General features: G+C 51.5%; 19 protein-coding genes. 11 read left to right on the top strand and 8 right to left on the bottom strand.

The window, feature by feature from the left end:
* Positions 1-250: 250 nt before the first annotated feature.
* Complete coding sequence (locus AC2T6E_RS03090; protein WP_010430611.1) at positions 251-1048, bottom strand: tetratricopeptide repeat protein; 798 nt, start codon at positions 1046-1048, stop codon at positions 251-253.
* 463 nt (positions 1049-1511) lie between these two features.
* On the opposite strand from AC2T6E_RS03090, the gene AC2T6E_RS03085 reads away from it, so the two are divergent.
* Positions 1512-1676: a phenolic acid decarboxylase gene (locus AC2T6E_RS03085; protein ID WP_481978528.1), complete on the top strand. Its 165-nt coding sequence runs from the start codon at positions 1512-1514 to the stop codon at positions 1674-1676.
* Positions 1677-1739: 63 nt separating this feature from the next.
* Positions 1740-2204: an outer membrane lipoprotein gene (locus AC2T6E_RS03080; RefSeq protein WP_486690517.1), complete on the top strand. Its 465-nt coding sequence runs from the start codon at positions 1740-1742 to the stop codon at positions 2202-2204.
* Here AC2T6E_RS03080 and AC2T6E_RS03075 read toward each other — a convergent pair.
* Complete coding sequence (locus AC2T6E_RS03075) at positions 2201-3601, bottom strand: alpha/beta hydrolase (RefSeq protein WP_481978670.1); 1401 nt, start codon at positions 3599-3601, stop codon at positions 2201-2203. The two genes, AC2T6E_RS03080 and AC2T6E_RS03075, sit on opposite strands and share 4 nt — an antisense overlap.
* A gap of 272 nt (positions 3602-3873) precedes the next feature.
* Between AC2T6E_RS03075 and AC2T6E_RS03070 the strand changes: the two genes are divergently transcribed.
* Positions 3874-4284 (top strand): ASCH domain-containing protein, encoded by a 411-nt coding sequence (locus AC2T6E_RS03070; RefSeq protein ID WP_174339930.1) that lies wholly within the window; start codon positions 3874-3876, stop codon positions 4282-4284.
* An 88-nt stretch (positions 4285-4372) separates the two neighbouring features.
* Here the strand turns inward: AC2T6E_RS03070 and AC2T6E_RS03065 are convergent, their stop codons facing one another.
* The 3 genes from AC2T6E_RS03065 to AC2T6E_RS03055 form a co-directional block, all read right to left on the bottom strand.
* Positions 4373-4777 (bottom strand): cell envelope integrity TolA C-terminal domain-containing protein, encoded by a 405-nt coding sequence (locus tag AC2T6E_RS03065; RefSeq protein ID WP_174339459.1) that lies wholly within the window; start codon positions 4775-4777, stop codon positions 4373-4375.
* 313 nt (positions 4778-5090) lie between these two features.
* Complete coding sequence (locus AC2T6E_RS03060; RefSeq protein WP_010430625.1) at positions 5091-5594, bottom strand: P-loop nucleotide/nucleoside kinase family protein; 504 nt, start codon at positions 5592-5594, stop codon at positions 5091-5093.
* Between the two features lie 349 nt (positions 5595-5943).
* Positions 5944-6534 carry a TetR/AcrR family transcriptional regulator gene (locus AC2T6E_RS03055; protein WP_010430627.1) on the bottom strand — a complete coding sequence of 197 codons (591 nt, stop codon included), beginning with the start codon at positions 6532-6534 and terminating at the stop codon, positions 5944-5946.
* Between the two features lie 140 nt (positions 6535-6674).
* Here AC2T6E_RS03055 and AC2T6E_RS03050 point away from each other — a divergent pair, with 140 nt between their 5' ends.
* The 5 genes from AC2T6E_RS03050 (at position 6675) to AC2T6E_RS03030 (ending at position 10607) form a co-directional block, all read left to right on the top strand.
* Positions 6675-7070: a RidA family protein gene (locus AC2T6E_RS03050; RefSeq protein WP_214594065.1), complete on the top strand. Its 396-nt coding sequence runs from the start codon at positions 6675-6677 to the stop codon at positions 7068-7070.
* Positions 7071-7595: 525 nt separating this feature from the next.
* Entirely contained in the window at positions 7596-8180 is a 585-nt protein-coding gene (locus AC2T6E_RS03045; RefSeq protein WP_212473854.1) for a TetR/AcrR family transcriptional regulator, read from the top strand.
* A 190-nt stretch (positions 8181-8370) separates the two neighbouring features.
* Positions 8371-8943, top strand: a complete 573-nt coding sequence (locus tag AC2T6E_RS03040; protein WP_108416934.1) for a hypothetical protein — start codon at positions 8371-8373, stop codon at positions 8941-8943.
* 72 nt (positions 8944-9015) lie between these two features.
* Positions 9016-10071, top strand: a complete 1056-nt coding sequence (locus AC2T6E_RS03035; RefSeq protein WP_214594064.1) for a catalase family peroxidase — start codon at positions 9016-9018, stop codon at positions 10069-10071.
* Positions 10068-10607 (top strand): cytochrome b, encoded by a 540-nt coding sequence (locus AC2T6E_RS03030; protein WP_120158756.1) that lies wholly within the window; start codon positions 10068-10070, stop codon positions 10605-10607. Before AC2T6E_RS03035 ends, AC2T6E_RS03030 begins: the two co-directional genes overlap by 4 nt.
* A gap of 2 nt (positions 10608-10609) precedes the next feature.
* Here the strand turns inward: AC2T6E_RS03030 and AC2T6E_RS03025 are convergent, their stop codons facing one another.
* Entirely contained in the window at positions 10610-11479 is an 870-nt protein-coding gene (locus AC2T6E_RS03025; RefSeq protein ID WP_042714671.1) for a LysR family transcriptional regulator, read from the bottom strand.
* Positions 11480-11607: 128 nt separating this feature from the next.
* Between AC2T6E_RS03025 and AC2T6E_RS03020 the strand changes: the two genes are divergently transcribed.
* The 3 genes from AC2T6E_RS03020 (at position 11608) to AC2T6E_RS03010 (ending at position 14286) form a co-directional block, all read left to right on the top strand.
* Positions 11608-12354, top strand: a complete 747-nt coding sequence (locus AC2T6E_RS03020; RefSeq protein WP_486690512.1) for a glucose 1-dehydrogenase — start codon at positions 11608-11610, stop codon at positions 12352-12354.
* A gap of 80 nt (positions 12355-12434) precedes the next feature.
* The gene (locus tag AC2T6E_RS03015) at positions 12435-13889 is read left to right on the top strand and encodes an MFS transporter (protein WP_126817437.1); all 1455 of its coding nucleotides are present in this window, start codon (positions 12435-12437) and stop codon (positions 13887-13889) included.
* Positions 13890-13902: 13 nt separating this feature from the next.
* Complete coding sequence (locus tag AC2T6E_RS03010) at positions 13903-14286, top strand: Rid family hydrolase (RefSeq protein ID WP_010430656.1); 384 nt, start codon at positions 13903-13905, stop codon at positions 14284-14286.
* A gap of 59 nt (positions 14287-14345) precedes the next feature.
* On the opposite strand, the gene dmsD is transcribed toward AC2T6E_RS03010, so the two are convergent.
* Together dmsD and ynfE are read right to left on the bottom strand one after the other, a co-directional pair.
* Positions 14346-14960: a Tat proofreading chaperone DmsD gene (dmsD, locus tag AC2T6E_RS03005; RefSeq protein ID WP_486690509.1), complete on the bottom strand. Its 615-nt coding sequence runs from the start codon at positions 14958-14960 to the stop codon at positions 14346-14348.
* A 103-nt stretch (positions 14961-15063) separates the two neighbouring features.
* On the bottom strand, positions 15064-17502 hold the full coding sequence (gene ynfE, locus AC2T6E_RS03000; protein WP_486690507.1) for a selenate/tellurate reductase subunit YnfE: 2439 nt from the start codon (positions 17500-17502) through the stop codon (positions 15064-15066).
* Positions 17503-17563: the final 61 nt, after the last annotated feature.

Genomic DNA, 17563 nt, shown 5'->3' with positions numbered 1-17563 from the left:
CGGGAAGATGATGGGGCGGCAGTGTTTGATACAAGGAATAATCATGGATTATCAAAATTCACTGCGCTGAAGAGGGTCAGTTGATCCTTCACGGATGTATTTAGAGCTCGTCTGTTCGTTAGTCGGGTAAGGTTTTGCGGGAAGATGGCGGACGGGGGGATAGGTCCGCTGTGAGCGAAAAGCGGACTTAACATACGTCCACTTTCACAAATAAGAAAAAATGCTTTATTTTTAAGCAATAAGAACATTTTTATTTACTGAGATCAATTTTACAAATACTACCCAGTTCTAAATCTTTTTTAACCATTGGCAATAAATCCGGTATGGCATTTATTGATTGTTGCATGTAATTTCTCCCATCATTTACATCCCCTTTCGCACATAATATTTTAGCCGCGTTAATGGCCATATATTTTCTAATTTTATCATTATCACTGCCAATCCTAAGCGCAATGGAAATACTATTCATTGCATCAGTATAATTCCCTGCTCTAAATTGTGCATAAGCTTTTTGATTCCACAAAGAAGCATCTACGGGTGTCATTTGAGTTGCCTGGGAGAATGACTCTGCTGCCTCCAGAAATTTTTTATTGTGCAAATAGTTGAACCCAAGACTCTTGTAATACTCGATGCTGTAAGTCGGTTTATCTTGGCTATCTACTGATTGATTATTGTTTTTTGATAAGCAGTTTGTTTGAACCTTTGCAATCATGATATTTTTCTTTTCTGATGAAGAATAGTAAGCATCAGCATAAGATTTTATTTTTCCAATCGATAGCTCTCCATCTTTCTGGCATTCTTCATAGCTTGTTCTTAAAAAATCAATATCAAGTTTCTGTGAATTCAAACCTTGCTCTGCACTCTTTATGAATAACTCTTTATTTTGTATAGAGAGAATACTTTCCGCGTTTTGTCTCTCGAAAGCAAGTCTTTCATCGTTTTGACTTTTTGTTATCCAAATATTTGCGATTCCCATTGGGAGAGTTGCAATAAAAACCATTATTAATTCAGTTATCTTGATTTTATTTTCAGTGTTCAATGTCGACATTTGTTTATCATCCAAGTCTAGATTTTAATTATAACTGTTATCGGCAATAGAGTAATTTTCTTTATTTATAAACCCATTGATGGTGGTATGTGTATATATTTAAGTGGCATATATAATGTCCGCTCCTGGCACAAAGCGGACATTCTATTCTGACTTGCTTGACCCTCGCCCTCGCAGCATCTGCAACAAAACGTTCGAAAATTCGGGGAAATTTCCGTTTGGCATCACGAAAGCGATGGTTCTGGAACCGGCTACCTTTCTGAGGATCGTCACGGAAGCCATGCCGTCTGAATCTATAGTGACCTCAACTTTGCTGGCGCGCGAAGTACGCTTTGTACCTAAGATGGATACGCGAAACAAAATTCCTTCCCTTAAGAAGGGAGCGGGTGACGGTATTGTGAAACCAGGTCAGGTTAAACTATCGAGGCTACTGTTAAATATCTGCACACAGAAGAACGTATAAATGACTGAGGAATTATACAACGCTGGATCAGAAGATCTGTCTGAGTTTGTCCCAACGCATTGGGTATACACCTATGACAAAGGCTGGAAGTATGAGTGGTATGCGCACAACAGCAATACCCAGGACTGCCGTATCCATCAGGGGCTTGTCGGGGGCGCTGGATAACAAAAGTCCAGTTATTCGTGACGCGAAAGACCACTAAACCGTTAAATTGGATGGAGAAGCAAAATGTTATTCAGACACTGCGTGCTCATTATTGCCTTAGGTATTGTCGGTTGTACCAACACAAGCAATCTTTCCGGCGATGTTCATTCAGCCTCCACTGCAGGTCGGGTACAGCAGGTATATTACGGCACGCTAGTTCATGTTCGTGCCGTGCAAATTCAGGCGGGTGATGAAAATAATGCCATGGGGGCGGTGGCTGGTGGTGTTCTCGGAGGTCTGGCCGGGAGTACGGTAGGCGGAGGCTCTGGTCGCAGACTGACGACGGCAGCTGGGGCTGTCGCCGGGGGAATGGCTGGGCAGGGCGTACAAGGGCGCATGAATCTTGTCCAGGGCGTAGAGCTTGAGATTCGTCTGGATGATGGACGCATGCTTATGGTAGTGCAACGCCAGGGGCCGACTCGCTTCTCCGCTGAACAACGGGTGGCCATATCATCCGCGGGCGGGCAAACGACGGTGTCACCTCGCTAATTATTCCGCTGTACTCGGGTATCTATGCCTTCATTGATACGCTCAATGATATAAGGATAGAAGGGGTTTGAAGACTGGCGCATAAGAGAATCAAGTCCGACGATCAGTACCGCGCGTTCTCCACGCGCGGCAAAGGTCCCCAGGCTAATACCGTATTGATTCTGTGGTTCAGGATAACGGCCATACAGGGAGTCAGTCATAGGGAAAGGCAGGGCGACATGAGAGAGTGAGTAAACGTCCGGCAAATAGCGCAGCCCCATTTTTTCAACGATCTGTTCTGTTTTACCCGCTGGAATCGTGCGGATTTCCATCTCTGTGCTGCCCGCGGTCACATTCGTGATTATCGTTGTGTCGTATCGACGTGGGGGGGTAGGGAGTAATCTCGACAGCGCGGTGTAAGAAGATCTCCGCAATAGTGCATTAAACCTGACGGCATGGTTCAAATCGAATAAAACCACTTCGCTGTGATTAACCGGCAAACGATTATATAACGCTGTAATGACCGCTCGGGCACTGACGGTAGAGTCCATTGCCGACTGAAATGTCATTATCGGCGGTAACTGGTCTAGTTTTTTGTTTCGTGAATCAGCCGCAATTTGGGTTTGCAGCGCACTGGTTAGCAGGAAAGACTGCCGGGCGGCATTCGTCGGGAATGAATTAAATTTAAACGGATTGAACTCTGGCATGATGGTTAACCATGCTGCTTTCGCAAACGCGGGCAGAAATGATGGCCAGCCCGCAACACCTGAAAAACGCGCGAAACTGGTAACGCCAATCATCGGTGAAATCAGGATAACGCGCTGAGGTTTTGCCAGACGGGGATCATTAAGAGCGTCCAGCGTGTATTTCATGGCAAGAGCACCGCCATTGGAAAATCCGACAATATGTAGCGGCACATCATTACCCGCTAACTTTTTGGCTTCTCTGACTGCAAGGCGCGTCGCGGCCAGCCAATCCTGCCATGTCACCTTCGTCAAGGCTGCTGGGACCGTACCATGTGCCGGTAATCGGATACCAATAGCAATAAATCCATGCTGACGATAATTCTCTGCAATATGTCGCAGACTGTACGGGGTATCGGTTAAACCATGCAACATCACCACGACACCTTTGGGTTTGGCATCAGGGAACATAATGTAAGAGCGATTCCAGTTAGTCTGGAATCTGTCAGGATAAATGGGACTGCCGGAATAATAGCGATTGAGTTCCGTTTGCTGTTGAGCATCCAGCTTGTCCGTGACATTGAGTTTCACTTCTGTGAAAAGAGAATCCTCAACCTTCAGGTAATGGTTCCAGTCTGCTTTGTCTATTTCGTCAGCATCCATTTCATGAGGAACATAGGTATGCCAGAGTTGCAGATCCGGTCCGCGCTGAATGTCATAAAGACGCAGGCCCATCGCGCCAATGACCAACAAAACAAGGGATAAGACAATACGTTTGAACCATCTTAAGAATTTCAACGTCAGGCTCCTTGTCTGCCGAGGGCGCGTGGTACCTAAAATAATGGCACAGCATTACTCGCGTGGTATGTAAAAGATACACTGTGTTAACTCGTCCCGGGCTTTTCAAAATTTGCCGACTCTTTAAAGGCATCACAGATAATGTCGGGACAGCTCATGCTATAAAATGTATAACTTTTATTTTCACCGACGATAAAGAAGGGATTTCAATGGTTGAGGTTGAGGTAATAAAAATGAAGTATCCAGGCGCAGATGCCTGGCAAATGGGTGACAGCCCGGAACTCGCCAGCGAGCTTGCGGACCTGATCAAAAAAGGGATCAAAACGGCCTCTTGCGGATCTTTTGCCTCTTTCCAGCAGGAGGATTCTGCCCTGAAGATTGGGAGTTATAACATTATTCTTGATGGCCAGAATGTTCCGGTCTGTGTGATCAGACTGGTTTCATTGCGGCTTGTGCGTTTTTGTGATGTGACTGAGGCGTTCGCCCGCAAAGAAGGTGAAGGGGATTTAAGCCTTGAATACTGGCAGAAAGAGCATCAGAGATTTTTCAGCCGCGAAGGTCATTTTTCTGAAGATATGGAGTTGATCGCAGAAGAGTTTGAAGTGGTTGAGATCCTGTAGAACAGAGTAAACGGATTGACGTTCATCAATTTCCATTCATATCAATGTCCGCTTCAGGCACGAAGCCGACAGTCAAAGTAGATATTTTTCATGGTTGTCCGTGCATTTCCCACCGGGCAGAACTCATGTCGTCGTAAACATGCTGGTTAGTAAATGATGGGAATTTTGCTTGCCTGGAGGCTTCAGCTAAAGCACGGCAGTAATCCTTATCTCCACTCTTTATGATGAAATTCTGCAAGGTGCCGTCCATATTGAAATCCAGATGCACATTACATCTTTTCCCACTCCAGGCTCGGGGTTTGGTCAGTGCTGCATCGAGTGCTTTTTTTATACCTGATGCTTGTTCGCCATAAATGTCTTTATCGGTTACTTTTCCTGAACGTTTGTAAGAGCACGAATCAAGAGCGCTTTTCTTCTGGCAATCTTTTGGGGTTAATGGAGTGCAACCAGCAAAGGTTGCTACCATTGCTACCAGCATCAAGATTTTGGTCATGTCTAAGTCCGTTTATGATTTTTCCAAAAGTATCGATACGCACCGATGAATCGGGGCATTATGGCACGAAAATCAGAGAGGGGGGCTTGTTGGCTCATACCCCCCCCCAATTTTAAGGGGGGCAGGCTTGAAAATTGCAGGAAAAATCAGCCTGGGCGCAGTAAGATTTACGTTGCGCTGGCTCCCTGAACTCGTCCATAGATCACCAAACCGTTCGCTGTATTGAGCTACGCTTAAATATGAACGTCGGCTAAGAGCGAAAAGCAGACGCTAGTGTTCAACCGTCGTCTACTTAATTTTGCCATTATCCTTTTCAAACGGACGATATTCTTCTGAGAATTACATCGACACATTCTGGTGCTGATAAAATTGCTGTATCTAATTGCAAATGCTCTCGTTCCCATGGTTCATAGTTACGGCGTTGTACTTGTTCCCAGTCAGGGAGGGTTAACCCCGGGATATCTGAGATTCTGTTCTCCACACGATAACGATGCTGTGTCATATCTGAACAGAGTATTTCAACTTCTAAAAACGGAACATTTAACGATATCGCTATATCGCGGAAATTATTACGTATCAGATTGATATCATTAACCGAATCGGTGACAACAGTAGCGCCTAACTGTAGATTTTCACGCGCCAACTCATAAAGAACAAAATAACCCTCAGGGCCAATTTTTTTGTTCTGTTCAGATGCTGAACGAATCGCCTGCTCAACCGTATCAACCCGTAGATACACACCATTAATTTTTTGGGATAACAATTTTGCAACTGTACTTTTACCGCTACCAGGTAAACCATTAAATATAATTAACATAATTTATCCATTGATGGTTGAGCTAAAATTATACCTTTTTATATACACCCTGAGTATTTCTAATATTTGGGAAGTTCTGTATAGATAAACCTTAAATCAGATTTGAGAATTATTACAGTATTTGAACAACGATTGCATTAATCGATGTCCGCTCCTGGCACAAAGCGGCCAGACTCGGCAGATCGGTAACAATTGTCCAACAAAAATGCCAGCAATCCGTTGCCCTGGAAAGTTATCCGATAACATCCGCTCCTTCGGATAAAGAAAATATCTGCTACCGATTCACTTCTTGCTTTTCCTTCGCGGCTAAGCTTGCTCTCAGCACGAGATAACCGGGTGGGCGGTGCGGTCACTGCTGCAACACGCCACTGACCAACAGGGTGAAAACCTCAATCGCTTTGGGCAATGCCTGCTTCGGATCGTCACTCGCGGCCACCCACTGGGCGGCATTCAGTGCGGCACCATTTAATAACCAGGCGGTGGCATCAACGTCTACCGGTTTGATTACGCCACGTTCAATCAGGTCTGAAAGGCTTTCGCGAGTGGCGTCGAGGCAGGTATTCTGACTTGGCCATTTTGTCGGATCCCCAAGAAAAGCTGGGCCATCAAGCAGAACGATACGCCGGACTTCTTCATCCAGCGCCATCTTGATATAAGCTATCCCTTCGGCCAGAAGCTTTTGCTGGTCATCACCGGATTGCGCCGCTGCATGTTTGGCGCCTTGCGCCATTTCAGAATCAATCTGGGTCACCACCGCGGCAAGTAACCCTTTTTTATCCCCAAAATTATGGTAGAGGGCGCCACGCGTCAGGCCGACGCTGGCGGTCAAATCATCCATCGAAGCTGCCGCAAACCCTTTTTCAGCGAAGGCTTTTCGTGCAGCCGCAATCAACTTTGTGCGGGTTTCTTCCATCGTTTCGGCGCGGCGTTTGGCTGCCATACGGGCTCCTTATCCTGTACGCCACGCATGATGTTTGACATACGCGGCGTATGTGTGATTAAGTTGACATACGCCGCGTATCTTAATTCATTTATGGATGCCACGCATCCGCTGTTGCACATCCAAAGAAAGGATATGTTATGAACCAACCGAAACCTGTTTTCCCTGCAAATCGCCACGCACTCTATGAACAGCATGGTTATTCCGCAGCGATCCGCTCTGGTGATTTACTGTTTGTTTCCGGACAGGTGGGTAGCCGGGAGGACGGTACACCCGAGCCCGACTTTACTACGCAGGTAGAGCGTGCTTTCGAGAATCTCAAGGCTACGCTTGCCGCCGCGGGATGCACGTTTGACGATCTTATCGATGTGACCACCTTTCATACCGATCCGGAGAATCAATTTCCAGCCATTATGAAGGTGAAAAGCGGCATTTTCCCGAAGCCCCCGTATCCGAACTGGACAGCCGTGGGGGTTAACTGGCTTGCAGGATTTGATTTTGAGATAAAGGTTATCGCCCGCATTCCTGAACATTAAGAAGGCAAACGATGCACAGAGATATCAAGAGAAACGATATCTCACCGATCCGTAATTGCTACTCTTAACTGTTTTTGGATTCAGTCATTAGCAGCCTGACAATTCTGTCTATCATAAAAGGCGCAGCCTGATTAAGCTCCCGATCGCTTAATAGCTTCGTGGCAACGCTTAATGCGAAACGGCGAACGGCATCATTGTTCTCTACGCACGCCGTGCGGCCGCGATCTTCATTCGCGTGAATGACGTTGGATAATTCGCGAATGTTACGCACTGGGGCCGCTGGGCTGTGCCTGTCCGGAAAAGGGATAACTGCCATACACTCTCCACTACAGGGATATGTTTTGAAGTGAAACCATCCTAGTAGTAGGATGGGGTGGTGTCAATAATATCAGGCGGCTTTCTCACGTTGGCCCTTTGCGGGCCCGGCTATTTGACATTCCTGTTGCCGCTCAGTAGGTTGTCCCGGCGGGACGCGCCTGTCACAGACAGCACATTTTTTCACTGGATTGAACACTGGAGCGTGAAATGATCGAACGTTCGCCGAAAGCGCGCGAAATTATGGCAAATACGAGGCAGCTGCTCACAACGGGTGGGTACAAAAGCTTTAGCTATGCCGATCTTGCGGAGCGCGTGGGTATCCGCAAAGCCAGTATCCACCATCATTTTCCGGGCAAAGAAGATTTAGTCAAAGCTGTAGTGCAGGAATACCGCGCAGAAGCACGGAGTGGCATGGAAGCGATGGATCGGCAAACCAACGATCCTCTGATCAAAGTGAAAGGCTATGCTGATTTCTGGTCGGCCTGTATTAAAGAGGGGGCTTCACCATTTTGTATCTGTGTGATGCTGGCCGTTGAACTTCCGACATTACCTGCGGATATTGCCGCAGAAGTGACCGGCCATTTTAACGATCTCTCTGACTGGCTGACCGCATTACTGAGTGCCGGCGAAGCGCAAGGCGTTTTCACTCTCAGCGAAAGTGCCGAAGTCGAAGCCAGGGCTCTCATGGCGGGCATGCATGGTGCCATGCTGGCAGCGCGGGCGTTTGATAATCCGCACGTCTTTGAGCAAATTGCCTATCCACTGATCGATAAGGTTCTCACCGCAGCCTGAAGGACGCCCGGTTATTGACCGGGCTGTGCCTGTTTTCAACACGTCTTTCACTTTCCCGCGCCTTGACGATCCTTTTGTAACGGTTAGCGTAAAACATATTGATCTTTTATCTACCTACTAGTAGGTTTGTTATCGGGTGAGGCATGCTACGCTGCTTCGTTTGTTAAATATGCCAGGTTAAGAGGTCTATATGTCCGACACTATCCACCACGGGAATCAGCAGAACTGGCTACAACAGTATTATTTTATCCGGACGGCTTTCTCTGTTTTATGGGTTATTGCCGTGTTCACCGCTGGCCTGTCTTCGCCTGTTGGCGCATCGATTTTGCTCATTCTTTACCCCGCATGGGATGCAATGGCGAATTATATTGATGCAAGAAAAAGCGGGGGGTTTGGCCGCAACCGGATGCAGACCGTTAATATTATCGTTAGCGTTATAACAACGCTGGCTGTCGTGTTGGCTCTTAAAAGCAATATAAATGATGTCATTCGGGTATTCGGCTGCTGGGCGATATTATCCGGTCTGCTGCAGCTGGGCGCGGCAACACAGCGCTGGAAACATTATGGTGCGCAATGGAGCATGATATTAAGTGGCGCACAGTCTGCACTTGCAGGCGCGTTTTTTATCTATCAGGCCCGGACGCCTGAGCCACCGTCAATAGCAAATATCGCGGGGTATGCTGCGTTTGGTGCCGTCTATTTTTGCCTGTCAGCCCTGACGTTAACATTCCGACAAAAAAGAGAAGCGAAACGGTCATGCTGATTTCAGGCACGACGCGTCATCACCCCCTGCACGTTTCGTTTTGACATATCGTGAGCAGAATGAGTTAACAATATGAACAGTAAAGTACATTTAAACAGACAAACGGTTGTACGTCTGGCGCTGGTCGGAATTATTCCCCTGATCCTTTTTTTATTATTCCTCTGGACTGGCGGTTGGCTGACGCCTCAACGTCTGACGTCGGATAAGCTCGTTGATGTATTACAGCAGTCGGGTGGAGTACATAAAGGCTATCGCCGTAATCATGCTAAAGGCATGTGTGTGCTGGGCTCGTTTATCTCAAACGGGAATGCCAGTGTGCTTTCACGTGCCTCCCTGTTCAGCAAAGGTGAAACCGCTGTCACAGGACGTTTTGCCATTGCGGGCGGGAACCCGGCTGCACCGGATTATGCCGTGCCCGTTCGGAGTATGGCGCTCTCCTTTCAGCAGACGAATGGTGAGCAGTGGCGCACCGGTATGAACGCCATGCCATTTTTCCCCGTCAGTTCCGTTGAGAGTTTCTATGAACTCCAGACGGCCACCCTGCCAGATGCCGCAACCGGAAAACCTAACCCGGAAAAATTACGTTCCTTTGTCATGAACCATCCGGAAATAAAACCGTTTTTTGCGTGGGCAAAGCAATACACACCCTCCTCAAGCTGGGCCAGCGATCGCTTTAACAGCCTGAATGCTTTTCGCCTGATTGATAAGGCAGGCCATGAACAACTTGTACGCTGGAGCATGGTGCCTCATGCCGGATTTACTCCCATAAGCGACGCCGATAAACAGAACAGCGATTTCCTGCAACAGGATCTTCAGCATCGTCTGGAACAGGGCGCGCTGAAATGGGATTTAGTGTTCACGCTTGCTCAGGCAGGTGATAAAGGCGACGACGCCACCAGGGCATGGCCTGCCGACAGGAAAACGATTAATGCCGGAACGTTAGTCTTAAACAAGGCTATCCCTCAACAGCAGGGACCCTGTAATGACATCAACTATGACCCGCTGATTTTACCCGACGGTATGGCTCCGTCCTCTGACCCGATACTTAACGCACGCTCATCGGCTTATGCCAAATCCTATAACCTGCGCACCCATGAACAGGCGCAACAGAAGGGAGAGACGTTATGAAACAGGCCGTCTATTTTCATCCGGCTCTGCGCGTCCTGCACTGGCTGATGGCCGCAGCCATTCTCATGATGTTGTTTATCGGTGTTGCGATGGTTTCGACCGTCTCCTCCGCGCACAGCCTGCTGGTGTCGATCCACAAGCCTCTCGGGGTGATGATATTGCTTCTGGTCATCGTGCGATTATGGCTGCGATTCACGACGGCCAAGCCCGCGTTGCCAGCGTCCATTCCGGCCTGGCAGCGCGGTATGGCCCATCTCTCACATTGGATGCTCTATCTGATGATGGTGGCCCAGCCGCTGATAGGCTGGGCAATGCTCTCAGCAGCAGGGTATCCCGTCACGCTGGGTAACGGCATCGTTCTGCCGCCGATCGTGGACATCAGTAATGATCGGTATGCGATACTGCGGCCACTTCATACCTGGGTTGCTCTGGCGTTATTCGCGATGATAATGCTTCACCTTGCCGCTGCGCTGCTTCACGCTTTCGTACTGCGTGACGGCGTCTTCAGCAGTATGACTGGTCACCGTAAACCCTAGGCTCACGCTGTCGCCGTGGCGGGGTCGGCAAGCATCGTATCGGCGATATCCATCATGACCCGAAGGCGATCCATATGCCGGAGATCGGAGTGATACCCTACCCAGATATCTTTGGACGGCGGTGGCTCCGGCATGCTGATGGCCTGCAACCCGGTGATGGCATCACCCAATGGACGCGGTAACACGGCGATGCCCATCCCCCGACTGCACATCTGCGCCTGCACGGCCCGGCTGGTGCTGGTGAAGACGCGCGGGGAATGTGGGAACCTGTCCAGCAGCCAGGCCACGTCAGAAAAGTGGGATTGGGCCGTATTCATCAGAATCAGCCCCACTGCGGCCGGGTCGTGTCGGGCGATATCGGCGATGTCTGGCGTCCCGTAAAGCGCATAGGGGATGCGCATCAGGCGGCGCTGGACAATATCGGGTTCGGTAAAGGGCACGATGCGAAACGCAATGTCGGCATCACGTCGCGACAGATTGAGTAAGCGGTAGCTCGCGATAAGTTCAGGGACAATCGCCGGATGACGACGCGTCAGCTCGCTCAGGACAGGTGCCAGAACATAGTTAGCAAACCACTCTGCTGACGATATCCGTAAGAGGCCTTCAAGACGGTCGTGATTACCTGCCAGGCGTCGTTCCATCGCCAGCGCGGAGTTTTCCACCGCTTCTGCCAGCTTCAGAACCCTGTCGCCCGCGTCGGTCAGGACGAGGCCCTCCTTGGTCCGGCGAAAGAGGGCTTGCTGAGCCTCATCCTCAAGCGCCTTTATCCGACGACCCACCGTAGGATGGCTCACGCCAAGGCTTCGGGCCGCTTCGCCGAAAGAGCGCTTACGCATAACTGCAAGAAATACCCGGACATCACCCCATTCCATGTCAGTCTCACACCGTACAAAAATGAACATTGAATATACAAAAGTGGCAGTTCTAAAACAACTTTGTCGATATCAATATGATCTTCTCAACCACACCGCCACGGGCGGCTAATCAGGAAGCTGAAGACATGAACAAATTAAAAGACAAAGTTGCCATCGTCACCGGTGGCTCCAAAGGTATCGGAGCTGGCATTGCTCGTCAGCTGGCGGCTGACGGCGCGAAGGTCATTGTTAATTACGCCTCAAGCAGAAGCGATGCGGATAAGGTCGTTGCCGATATTGAAGCCGCGGGTGGAAAGGCCATGGCGGTTGCGGCGGACATCACCTGCCAGACCGAGGTTGAGGCGCTGATCAACGCGGCTGTAAGCCATTACGGGCGGCTGGACATTGTGGTGAACAATGCAGGCGTTTATGCCTTCGCGAGGATTGAAGAGAGCACCGAGGCGCTGTTTCGCAGGCAGTTTGATATCAACGTGCTGGGCCCGTTGCTGGTGGCTGGGGCGGCTGCACCGCATCTGACAAAAGGCAGCAGCATCATCAATATCAGCTCATTCGTCACCCGGGTCTTTATTCCTGAGAGTACCATCTACAGCGGCACCAAGGGCGCGATTGACGCCATTACCGGCGTACTCTCACGCGAACTCGGCCCGCGCGGCATTCGCGTCAACGCGGTCAATCCCGGCCTTATCGAAACGGAAGGGAGTCATAGCGCGGGCGCGATGAACTCGGATTTCCAGACATGGAATGAAAGCCAGACGCCGCTTGGCCGCATCGGCCAGGTGCAGGATGTGGCCCCGATTGTTTCATTTCTCGCCTCAGACGACGCGGCCTGGGTGACCGGCGAGGTGATTCTGGCCTCTGGCGGCATGCGTTGAGCTAAGCCACGCGGCGGCAGCCCACAATCCACAATAATGTCTCTTAACGGGGCAGGGAACCGTTATCTATGGAGTGTTCTATGTCGACACATACCCTCACGCAAGCCGAGCCCCGTCGCTGGGCAATGTTTATTATCCTGCTGGTTGGCGCATTTTTGCCTCCGCTCGATTTTTTTATTGTCAATGTGGCACTGCCTGCAATTCAGGGCGAGCTGAGCGCCACGTCCTCTGCTGAGCAGCTCGTCATTTCGTCTTATGCCGCCGTTTACTCGGTAACGTTAATCACCGGCGGACGGCTGGGGGATATTTACGGGCGCGGGAAGATGTTTTTTCTGGGGCTCGTCGGTTTTGCTGCGGCATCGCTGTTGTGCGGTTTAGCCTGGTCACCGTGGGTTCTGATAACCGGACGCATATTACAGGGCGCCACGGCCGCGATTATGGCTCCGCAGGCGCTGGCTTCCGTTCAGGCTATTTTTCCGGAGGCGGAAAAACCGCTCGCGCTGAGTATCTATGGCGCGGTGTTTGGTCTGGCTTCCGTTATAGGACAGGTATTGGGCGGAGCCCTGCTTTCAGCGGATCTGTTTCATCTGGGATGGCGGGTTATTTTTCTGGTTAACCTGCCGGTGGCGATGCTGGTCATTCTTTTTGGACTGCCGCTGCTAAAAGAGACGCGTGCGCAATCTGCACAGCGTCTGGATCCCGTCGGAATGCTGCTGGCAACCGTCACGCTGAGTGCGCTGATTGTGCCGTTAATTGAAGGCCGCGAGGCGGGATGGCCCTGGTGGACGTGGCTGTCATTTCTTGCTGTGCCTCTGCTGGCCAGGCTGCTGTGGCGTTATGAGCGGCATCTTAGCCAGAGCGGTGGTTCACCGCTGCTCGATCCTTCCGTGCTGCGCGCGCCAGGGCTGGGGCGGGGGCTCACAGTCGTTTTGCTGTTTTATTCGATTGGTGCCTTCTTTCTGTTATTTTCTGTTTATCTCCAGGATGCGTTGCATATAAACGCCCTGACGGCGGGACTGATTTTTCTGCCCTTTGGCATCGGCTTTCTGATCGGACCGTTGCTGACGCCGTACCTGAGGCGTTTTGTCGGAAATTACTTAAGCGCCATCGGGATGGGCTGCGAGACGGTGGGGCTGGCAGGCCTTGCGTGGCTGGTTGCCCACACGCTGACAGGGCGCCCGCCAGCCATGTTGCCGCTCGCGGCACTGCTTTTTGTTACCGGTCTTGGACAGGGGCTGGCGATGCCGACGCTGGTGCGCATGGTGACAGGCCGCGTGGCGCCCGCGTTCTCAGGCACGATCGCTGGCGTGACCAGCTCGACTCTGCAAATCAGCACCGCGCTGAGCGTTGCCATCATCGGCGGCATTTTTTACAGCATGTTAGACGCTGGAAAAAGTGAAGCCACTATTACGCACGCCTTTATCGTCTCCCTTCTGACAATGGCGGTATGCCTTGCCATAGGCGCAGGACTCAGCGTCCGGCTTATCAGGTATGCTTCGTGGGGACGTTTTCCTGAGCATAAATCAACGTGTTAAAAGAGACATCATCATGAAAAAATCAATAGTTCCTGACGCATTCCAGCATTACTTCGATGACTGGCACTTTTCCCCCGTCATCGAAGCCGATGGCACAGTCTATCTCTCAGGAGTGACCGCAGCGCGCAGGGACAAACCTATAAGCAAGGAGCCGGAAGAACAGTTTCATGATGCCTTCTATAAGCTGGGTGTGTATCTGAACGCTGCTGGCTTAGGCTATGAAAACATTCTGGAGATGACCACTTTTCATATTGATCTCAAGAAACATATCGCTGTTTTTTCTAAAGTGAAGGATGAGTATGTCAAGGCACCATACCCGGCATGGTCTGCCATCGGTGTATCAGAGTTCATTCCGGAAAATGCCCTGGTGGAAATGCGGATCGTGGCAAAAAGATAGTTTCGGTCGTATGGGCTAAAAAGAAGGCTTGCTCGCCACCCGCGAGCAAGCCGCACCCCTTAGCGATAGCGCGTCTTTTCCGCAACCGGAATAAGTAACGCAGAACGCCAGTCTGCGAGCGTCAGCTGCGCGAGCTGACCCAGCGCGGTATAAAACGGATGCCCGGCGTTGTCGACAAACACCGACAGGAAGCGGGTGCTCCACGGCAGCAGGTGCCATGCCAGAAGCCGATCGCACTCCGCTTCGCGGCCATTCTCGGCCAGCCACGCTGCCAGCAGCAGCAAAGTGCCGAAATGATCTTCCGGTTCATTTTGCTGCATCTCAAAAGCAATATTATTCTCACGCATCCACTGGCGCAGCGCGAGCGTCGAGTCGCCAAACAGCACGGATTCGCGGTCAAGCCAGACGGAACCCCACGGCGGTGCGGGCAGGGCATAAGGGCCAATAAACAGCCGTTGCCACGCGTCCGTCAGCGTCTCATCGGAAGAGGAGGCAAAGGTATCGGCAACGGGCTGCAGCATTTCCGATGGCAGGGGCCAGTCCTGAACCCAGTCGCCCGCGGTGAGGGCCCGTACCAGCGGCTCAGCCTGCTCGCTGTCGGGAGAAAAATAAAACAGTGCGCCCAATACCCGGGCACTAAACGCGAACGATTCACGTGGTGAGACATCTCTCATTACAACCTTCCTTTCTCGCGCGGAAGATGTCCGCGCGACTGTGTTAACCGATAATACTGACCATAGAATAACCCACGGTCTCGCGTTTCACCCTCTACACCTTCTACACCTTCTCGATCTGCACCAGATTGGTGTGCTGAGGGTTGCCTTTTGCCAACGGTGACGGGCGGTGCGTGGTCAGCGTGTTGATGCACGAACCGTGGTCGATACGATCGCCACTCATATCGGCATCGTGCCACGCTCCCTGGCCCATGGCGCTCACGCCGGGCATGATGCGTGGCGTCACTTTCGCTTCAATTCGCACCTCGCCGCGACGATTAAAAACGCGCACCGTATCGCCGTTCTTGATGCCGCGTTTTTCGGCATCGACAGGATTAAGCCAGACCTCCTGGCGGCTGGCCGCTTTCAGCACATCGACGTTGCCGTAGCTCGAGTGGGTACGGGCTTTGAAGTGGAAGCCAAACAGCTGCAGCGGGAACTGCGCGCGCTCGGGGGCATCCCATCCGTCAAAGGTCGATGCGTAGACGGGAAGGGGGCTGATGGTCTCATCCTTTTCCAGCTCCCAGGTGGCGGCAATGTCCGCCAGCTTGCTGGAGTAGATTTCAATCTTGCCCGATGGCGTTTTCAGCGGATTGGCCTCCGGGTTCTCGCGGAATTTTTTATAGGCCACAAAGTGTCCGTTCGGATCCTTGCGCTTATAAATGCCCATTTTTTTCAGCTCGTCATAGGATGGAAGCTTAGGATCTTTTTCGAGCATTTTGGCATACAGGAACTGCAGCCACTGTTCCTGCGTGCGTCCTTCGGTGAATTTCTGATGGATGTCCGGCCCGAGGCGTTTTGCCACTTCGCTCATGATCCAGTAGATAGGCTTACGCTCAAACTTCGGCGCGGTCACGGGCTGGAGGAAAATCAGGTAGCCCATGTTGCCTGCATAATCGTTAGGAATAATGTCTTCCTGCTCGACGGTCATCAGGTCCGGCAACACGATATCGGCGTACTTCGCTGACGAGGTCATGAAGTTGTCGATGACGACAATCATTTCGCACTTGCTTTCGTCCTGCAGGATCTCGTGAGTTTTATTGATATCAGAGTGCTGGTTAATAATGGTGTTGCCCGCGTAGTTCCAGATGAACTTAATCGGCACGTCCAGCTTATCCTTACCGCGCACGCCGTCGCGCAGGGCGGTCATCTCCGGCCCGCGGGCGATGGCGTCCGTCCAGCTGAAGCAGGAGATTTGCGTTTTGACCGGGTTGTCCGGGAGCGGCATACGTTCGATGGTGATGGTGTAGGTCGACTCACGCGCGCCGCTGTTACCGCCGTTAATCCCCACGTTTCCGGTGAGGATTGGCAGCATCGCGATGGCGCGGGACGTAAGCTCGCCGTTCGCCTGCCGCTGTGGTCCCCAGCCCTGACAGATATACGCCGGTTTTGCGGAGCCGATTTCGCGAGCAAGCTTAACGATGCGATCCGCTGGAATGCCGGTGATGCGTGAGGCCCACTCAGGGGTTTTCGCCGTGTGGTCATCACCCTGGCCGAGAATATAGGCTTTGTAGTGACCGTTAGCGGGAGCGCCTTCCGGCAGCGTTTTTTCGTCATAGCCGACGCAGTATTTATCCAGGAACGGCTGGTCCACCAGGTTTTCGTCAATGAGTACCCACGCGATGCCCGCAACCAGGGCGGCATCGGTACCTGGACGAATAGGGATCCACTCGTCTTCACGTCCGGCGGCGGTGTCGGTATAGCGCGGGTCGATGACGATCATGCGCGCGTTGGAGCGCTCGCGAGCCTGCTCCAGATAATAGGTAATCCCGCCGCCGCTCATGCGCGTTTCCGCCGGATTATTGCCGAACATCACCACCAGTTTGGTGTTTTCAATGTCAGAGGTGCTGTTCCCGTCATTGCTGCCGTAGGTGTAAGGCATCGCGCAGGCAATTTGCGCCGTGCTGTAGGTGCCGTAGTGGCTCAGGAAACCGCCGTAGCAGTTCATCAGGCGCGCCACCAGCGAAGCGTAAGGGGAGGAGCGGGTGATATTGCCGCCGACAATGCCGGAGGAGTAGTTAATGTAAACCGCTTCGTTGCCGTATTTGTCGACCACGTCTTTCAGGCTGGCGGTGATGGCGTTCAGCGCTTCGTCCCATGTGATGCGCTCAAACTTGCCTTCGCCGCGTTTGCCCACGCGTTTCATCGGGTAGTTCAGACGATCGGGGTGATTGATACGACGGCGAATAGAACGTCCGCGCAGGCAGGCACGCACCTGATGATTACCGTAAATATCCTCGCCGGTGTTGTCCGTTTCGACCCAGTAGACCTCATCGTCGCGAACGTGCAGGCGCAGTGCGCAGCGGCTGCCGCAGTTGACCGAACAGGCTCCCCACACCACTTTATCTTCCGCAGGCTGCACGGCGTTTTGCACTGCAGCAGCGGCAGTTTTCAAACCAAACGGTAATGATAGTCCACCCGCGGCAAGCGCCAGCGAACCCATCGCTGTAGATTTAACAAGCGTTCGGCGGCTTATACCGCCGTGATGATCGACCTCAGACATGGCTCACCCCAACATTGAGATTACGTATTATTTTTACCCGTGATTACAACCGGGCTAATGA

It is taken from the genome of Enterobacter sp. B79-1, assembly GCF_057444735.1.
Note: the sequence above shows the minus strand (reverse complement) of the source record. Positions and strands in the feature narration are given on the sequence as shown.

What these genes read in the sequence shown, in the direction of transcription:
- AC2T6E_RS03090 (WP_010430611.1), bottom strand. Translation starts at nt 1,048, where the DNA reads ATGTCGACATTGAACACTGAAAATAAAATCAAGATAACTGAATTAATA.
- AC2T6E_RS03085 (WP_481978528.1), top strand. Translation starts at nt 1,512, where the DNA reads ATGACTGAGGAATTATACAACGCTGGATCAGAAGATCTGTCTGAGTTT.
- AC2T6E_RS03080 (WP_486690517.1), top strand. Translation starts at nt 1,740, where the DNA reads ATGTTATTCAGACACTGCGTGCTCATTATTGCCTTAGGTATTGTCGGT.
- AC2T6E_RS03075 (WP_481978670.1), bottom strand. Translation starts at nt 3,601, where the DNA reads ATGGGCCTGCGTCTTTATGACATTCAGCGCGGACCGGATCTGCAACTC.
- AC2T6E_RS03070 (WP_174339930.1), top strand. Translation starts at nt 3,874, where the DNA reads ATGGTTGAGGTTGAGGTAATAAAAATGAAGTATCCAGGCGCAGATGCC.
- AC2T6E_RS03065 (WP_174339459.1), bottom strand. Translation starts at nt 4,777, where the DNA reads ATGACCAAAATCTTGATGCTGGTAGCAATGGTAGCAACCTTTGCTGGT.
- AC2T6E_RS03060 (WP_010430625.1), bottom strand. Translation starts at nt 5,594, where the DNA reads ATGTTAATTATATTTAATGGTTTACCTGGTAGCGGTAAAAGTACAGTT.
- AC2T6E_RS03055 (WP_010430627.1), bottom strand. Translation starts at nt 6,534, where the DNA reads ATGGCAGCCAAACGCCGCGCCGAAACGATGGAAGAAACCCGCACAAAG.
- AC2T6E_RS03050 (WP_214594065.1), top strand. Translation starts at nt 6,675, where the DNA reads ATGAACCAACCGAAACCTGTTTTCCCTGCAAATCGCCACGCACTCTAT.
- AC2T6E_RS03045 (WP_212473854.1), top strand. Translation starts at nt 7,596, where the DNA reads ATGATCGAACGTTCGCCGAAAGCGCGCGAAATTATGGCAAATACGAGG.
- AC2T6E_RS03040 (WP_108416934.1), top strand. Translation starts at nt 8,371, where the DNA reads ATGTCCGACACTATCCACCACGGGAATCAGCAGAACTGGCTACAACAG.
- AC2T6E_RS03035 (WP_214594064.1), top strand. Translation starts at nt 9,016, where the DNA reads ATGAACAGTAAAGTACATTTAAACAGACAAACGGTTGTACGTCTGGCG.
- AC2T6E_RS03030 (WP_120158756.1), top strand. Translation starts at nt 10,068, where the DNA reads ATGAAACAGGCCGTCTATTTTCATCCGGCTCTGCGCGTCCTGCACTGG.
- AC2T6E_RS03025 (WP_042714671.1), bottom strand. Translation starts at nt 11,479, where the DNA reads ATGGAATGGGGTGATGTCCGGGTATTTCTTGCAGTTATGCGTAAGCGC.
- AC2T6E_RS03020 (WP_486690512.1), top strand. Translation starts at nt 11,608, where the DNA reads ATGAACAAATTAAAAGACAAAGTTGCCATCGTCACCGGTGGCTCCAAA.
- AC2T6E_RS03015 (WP_126817437.1), top strand. Translation starts at nt 12,435, where the DNA reads ATGTCGACACATACCCTCACGCAAGCCGAGCCCCGTCGCTGGGCAATG.
- AC2T6E_RS03010 (WP_010430656.1), top strand. Translation starts at nt 13,903, where the DNA reads ATGAAAAAATCAATAGTTCCTGACGCATTCCAGCATTACTTCGATGAC.
- dmsD (WP_486690509.1), bottom strand. Translation starts at nt 14,960, where the DNA reads ATGAGAGATGTCTCACCACGTGAATCGTTCGCGTTTAGTGCCCGGGTA.
- ynfE (WP_486690507.1), bottom strand. Translation starts at nt 17,502, where the DNA reads ATGTCTGAGGTCGATCATCACGGCGGTATAAGCCGCCGAACGCTTGTT.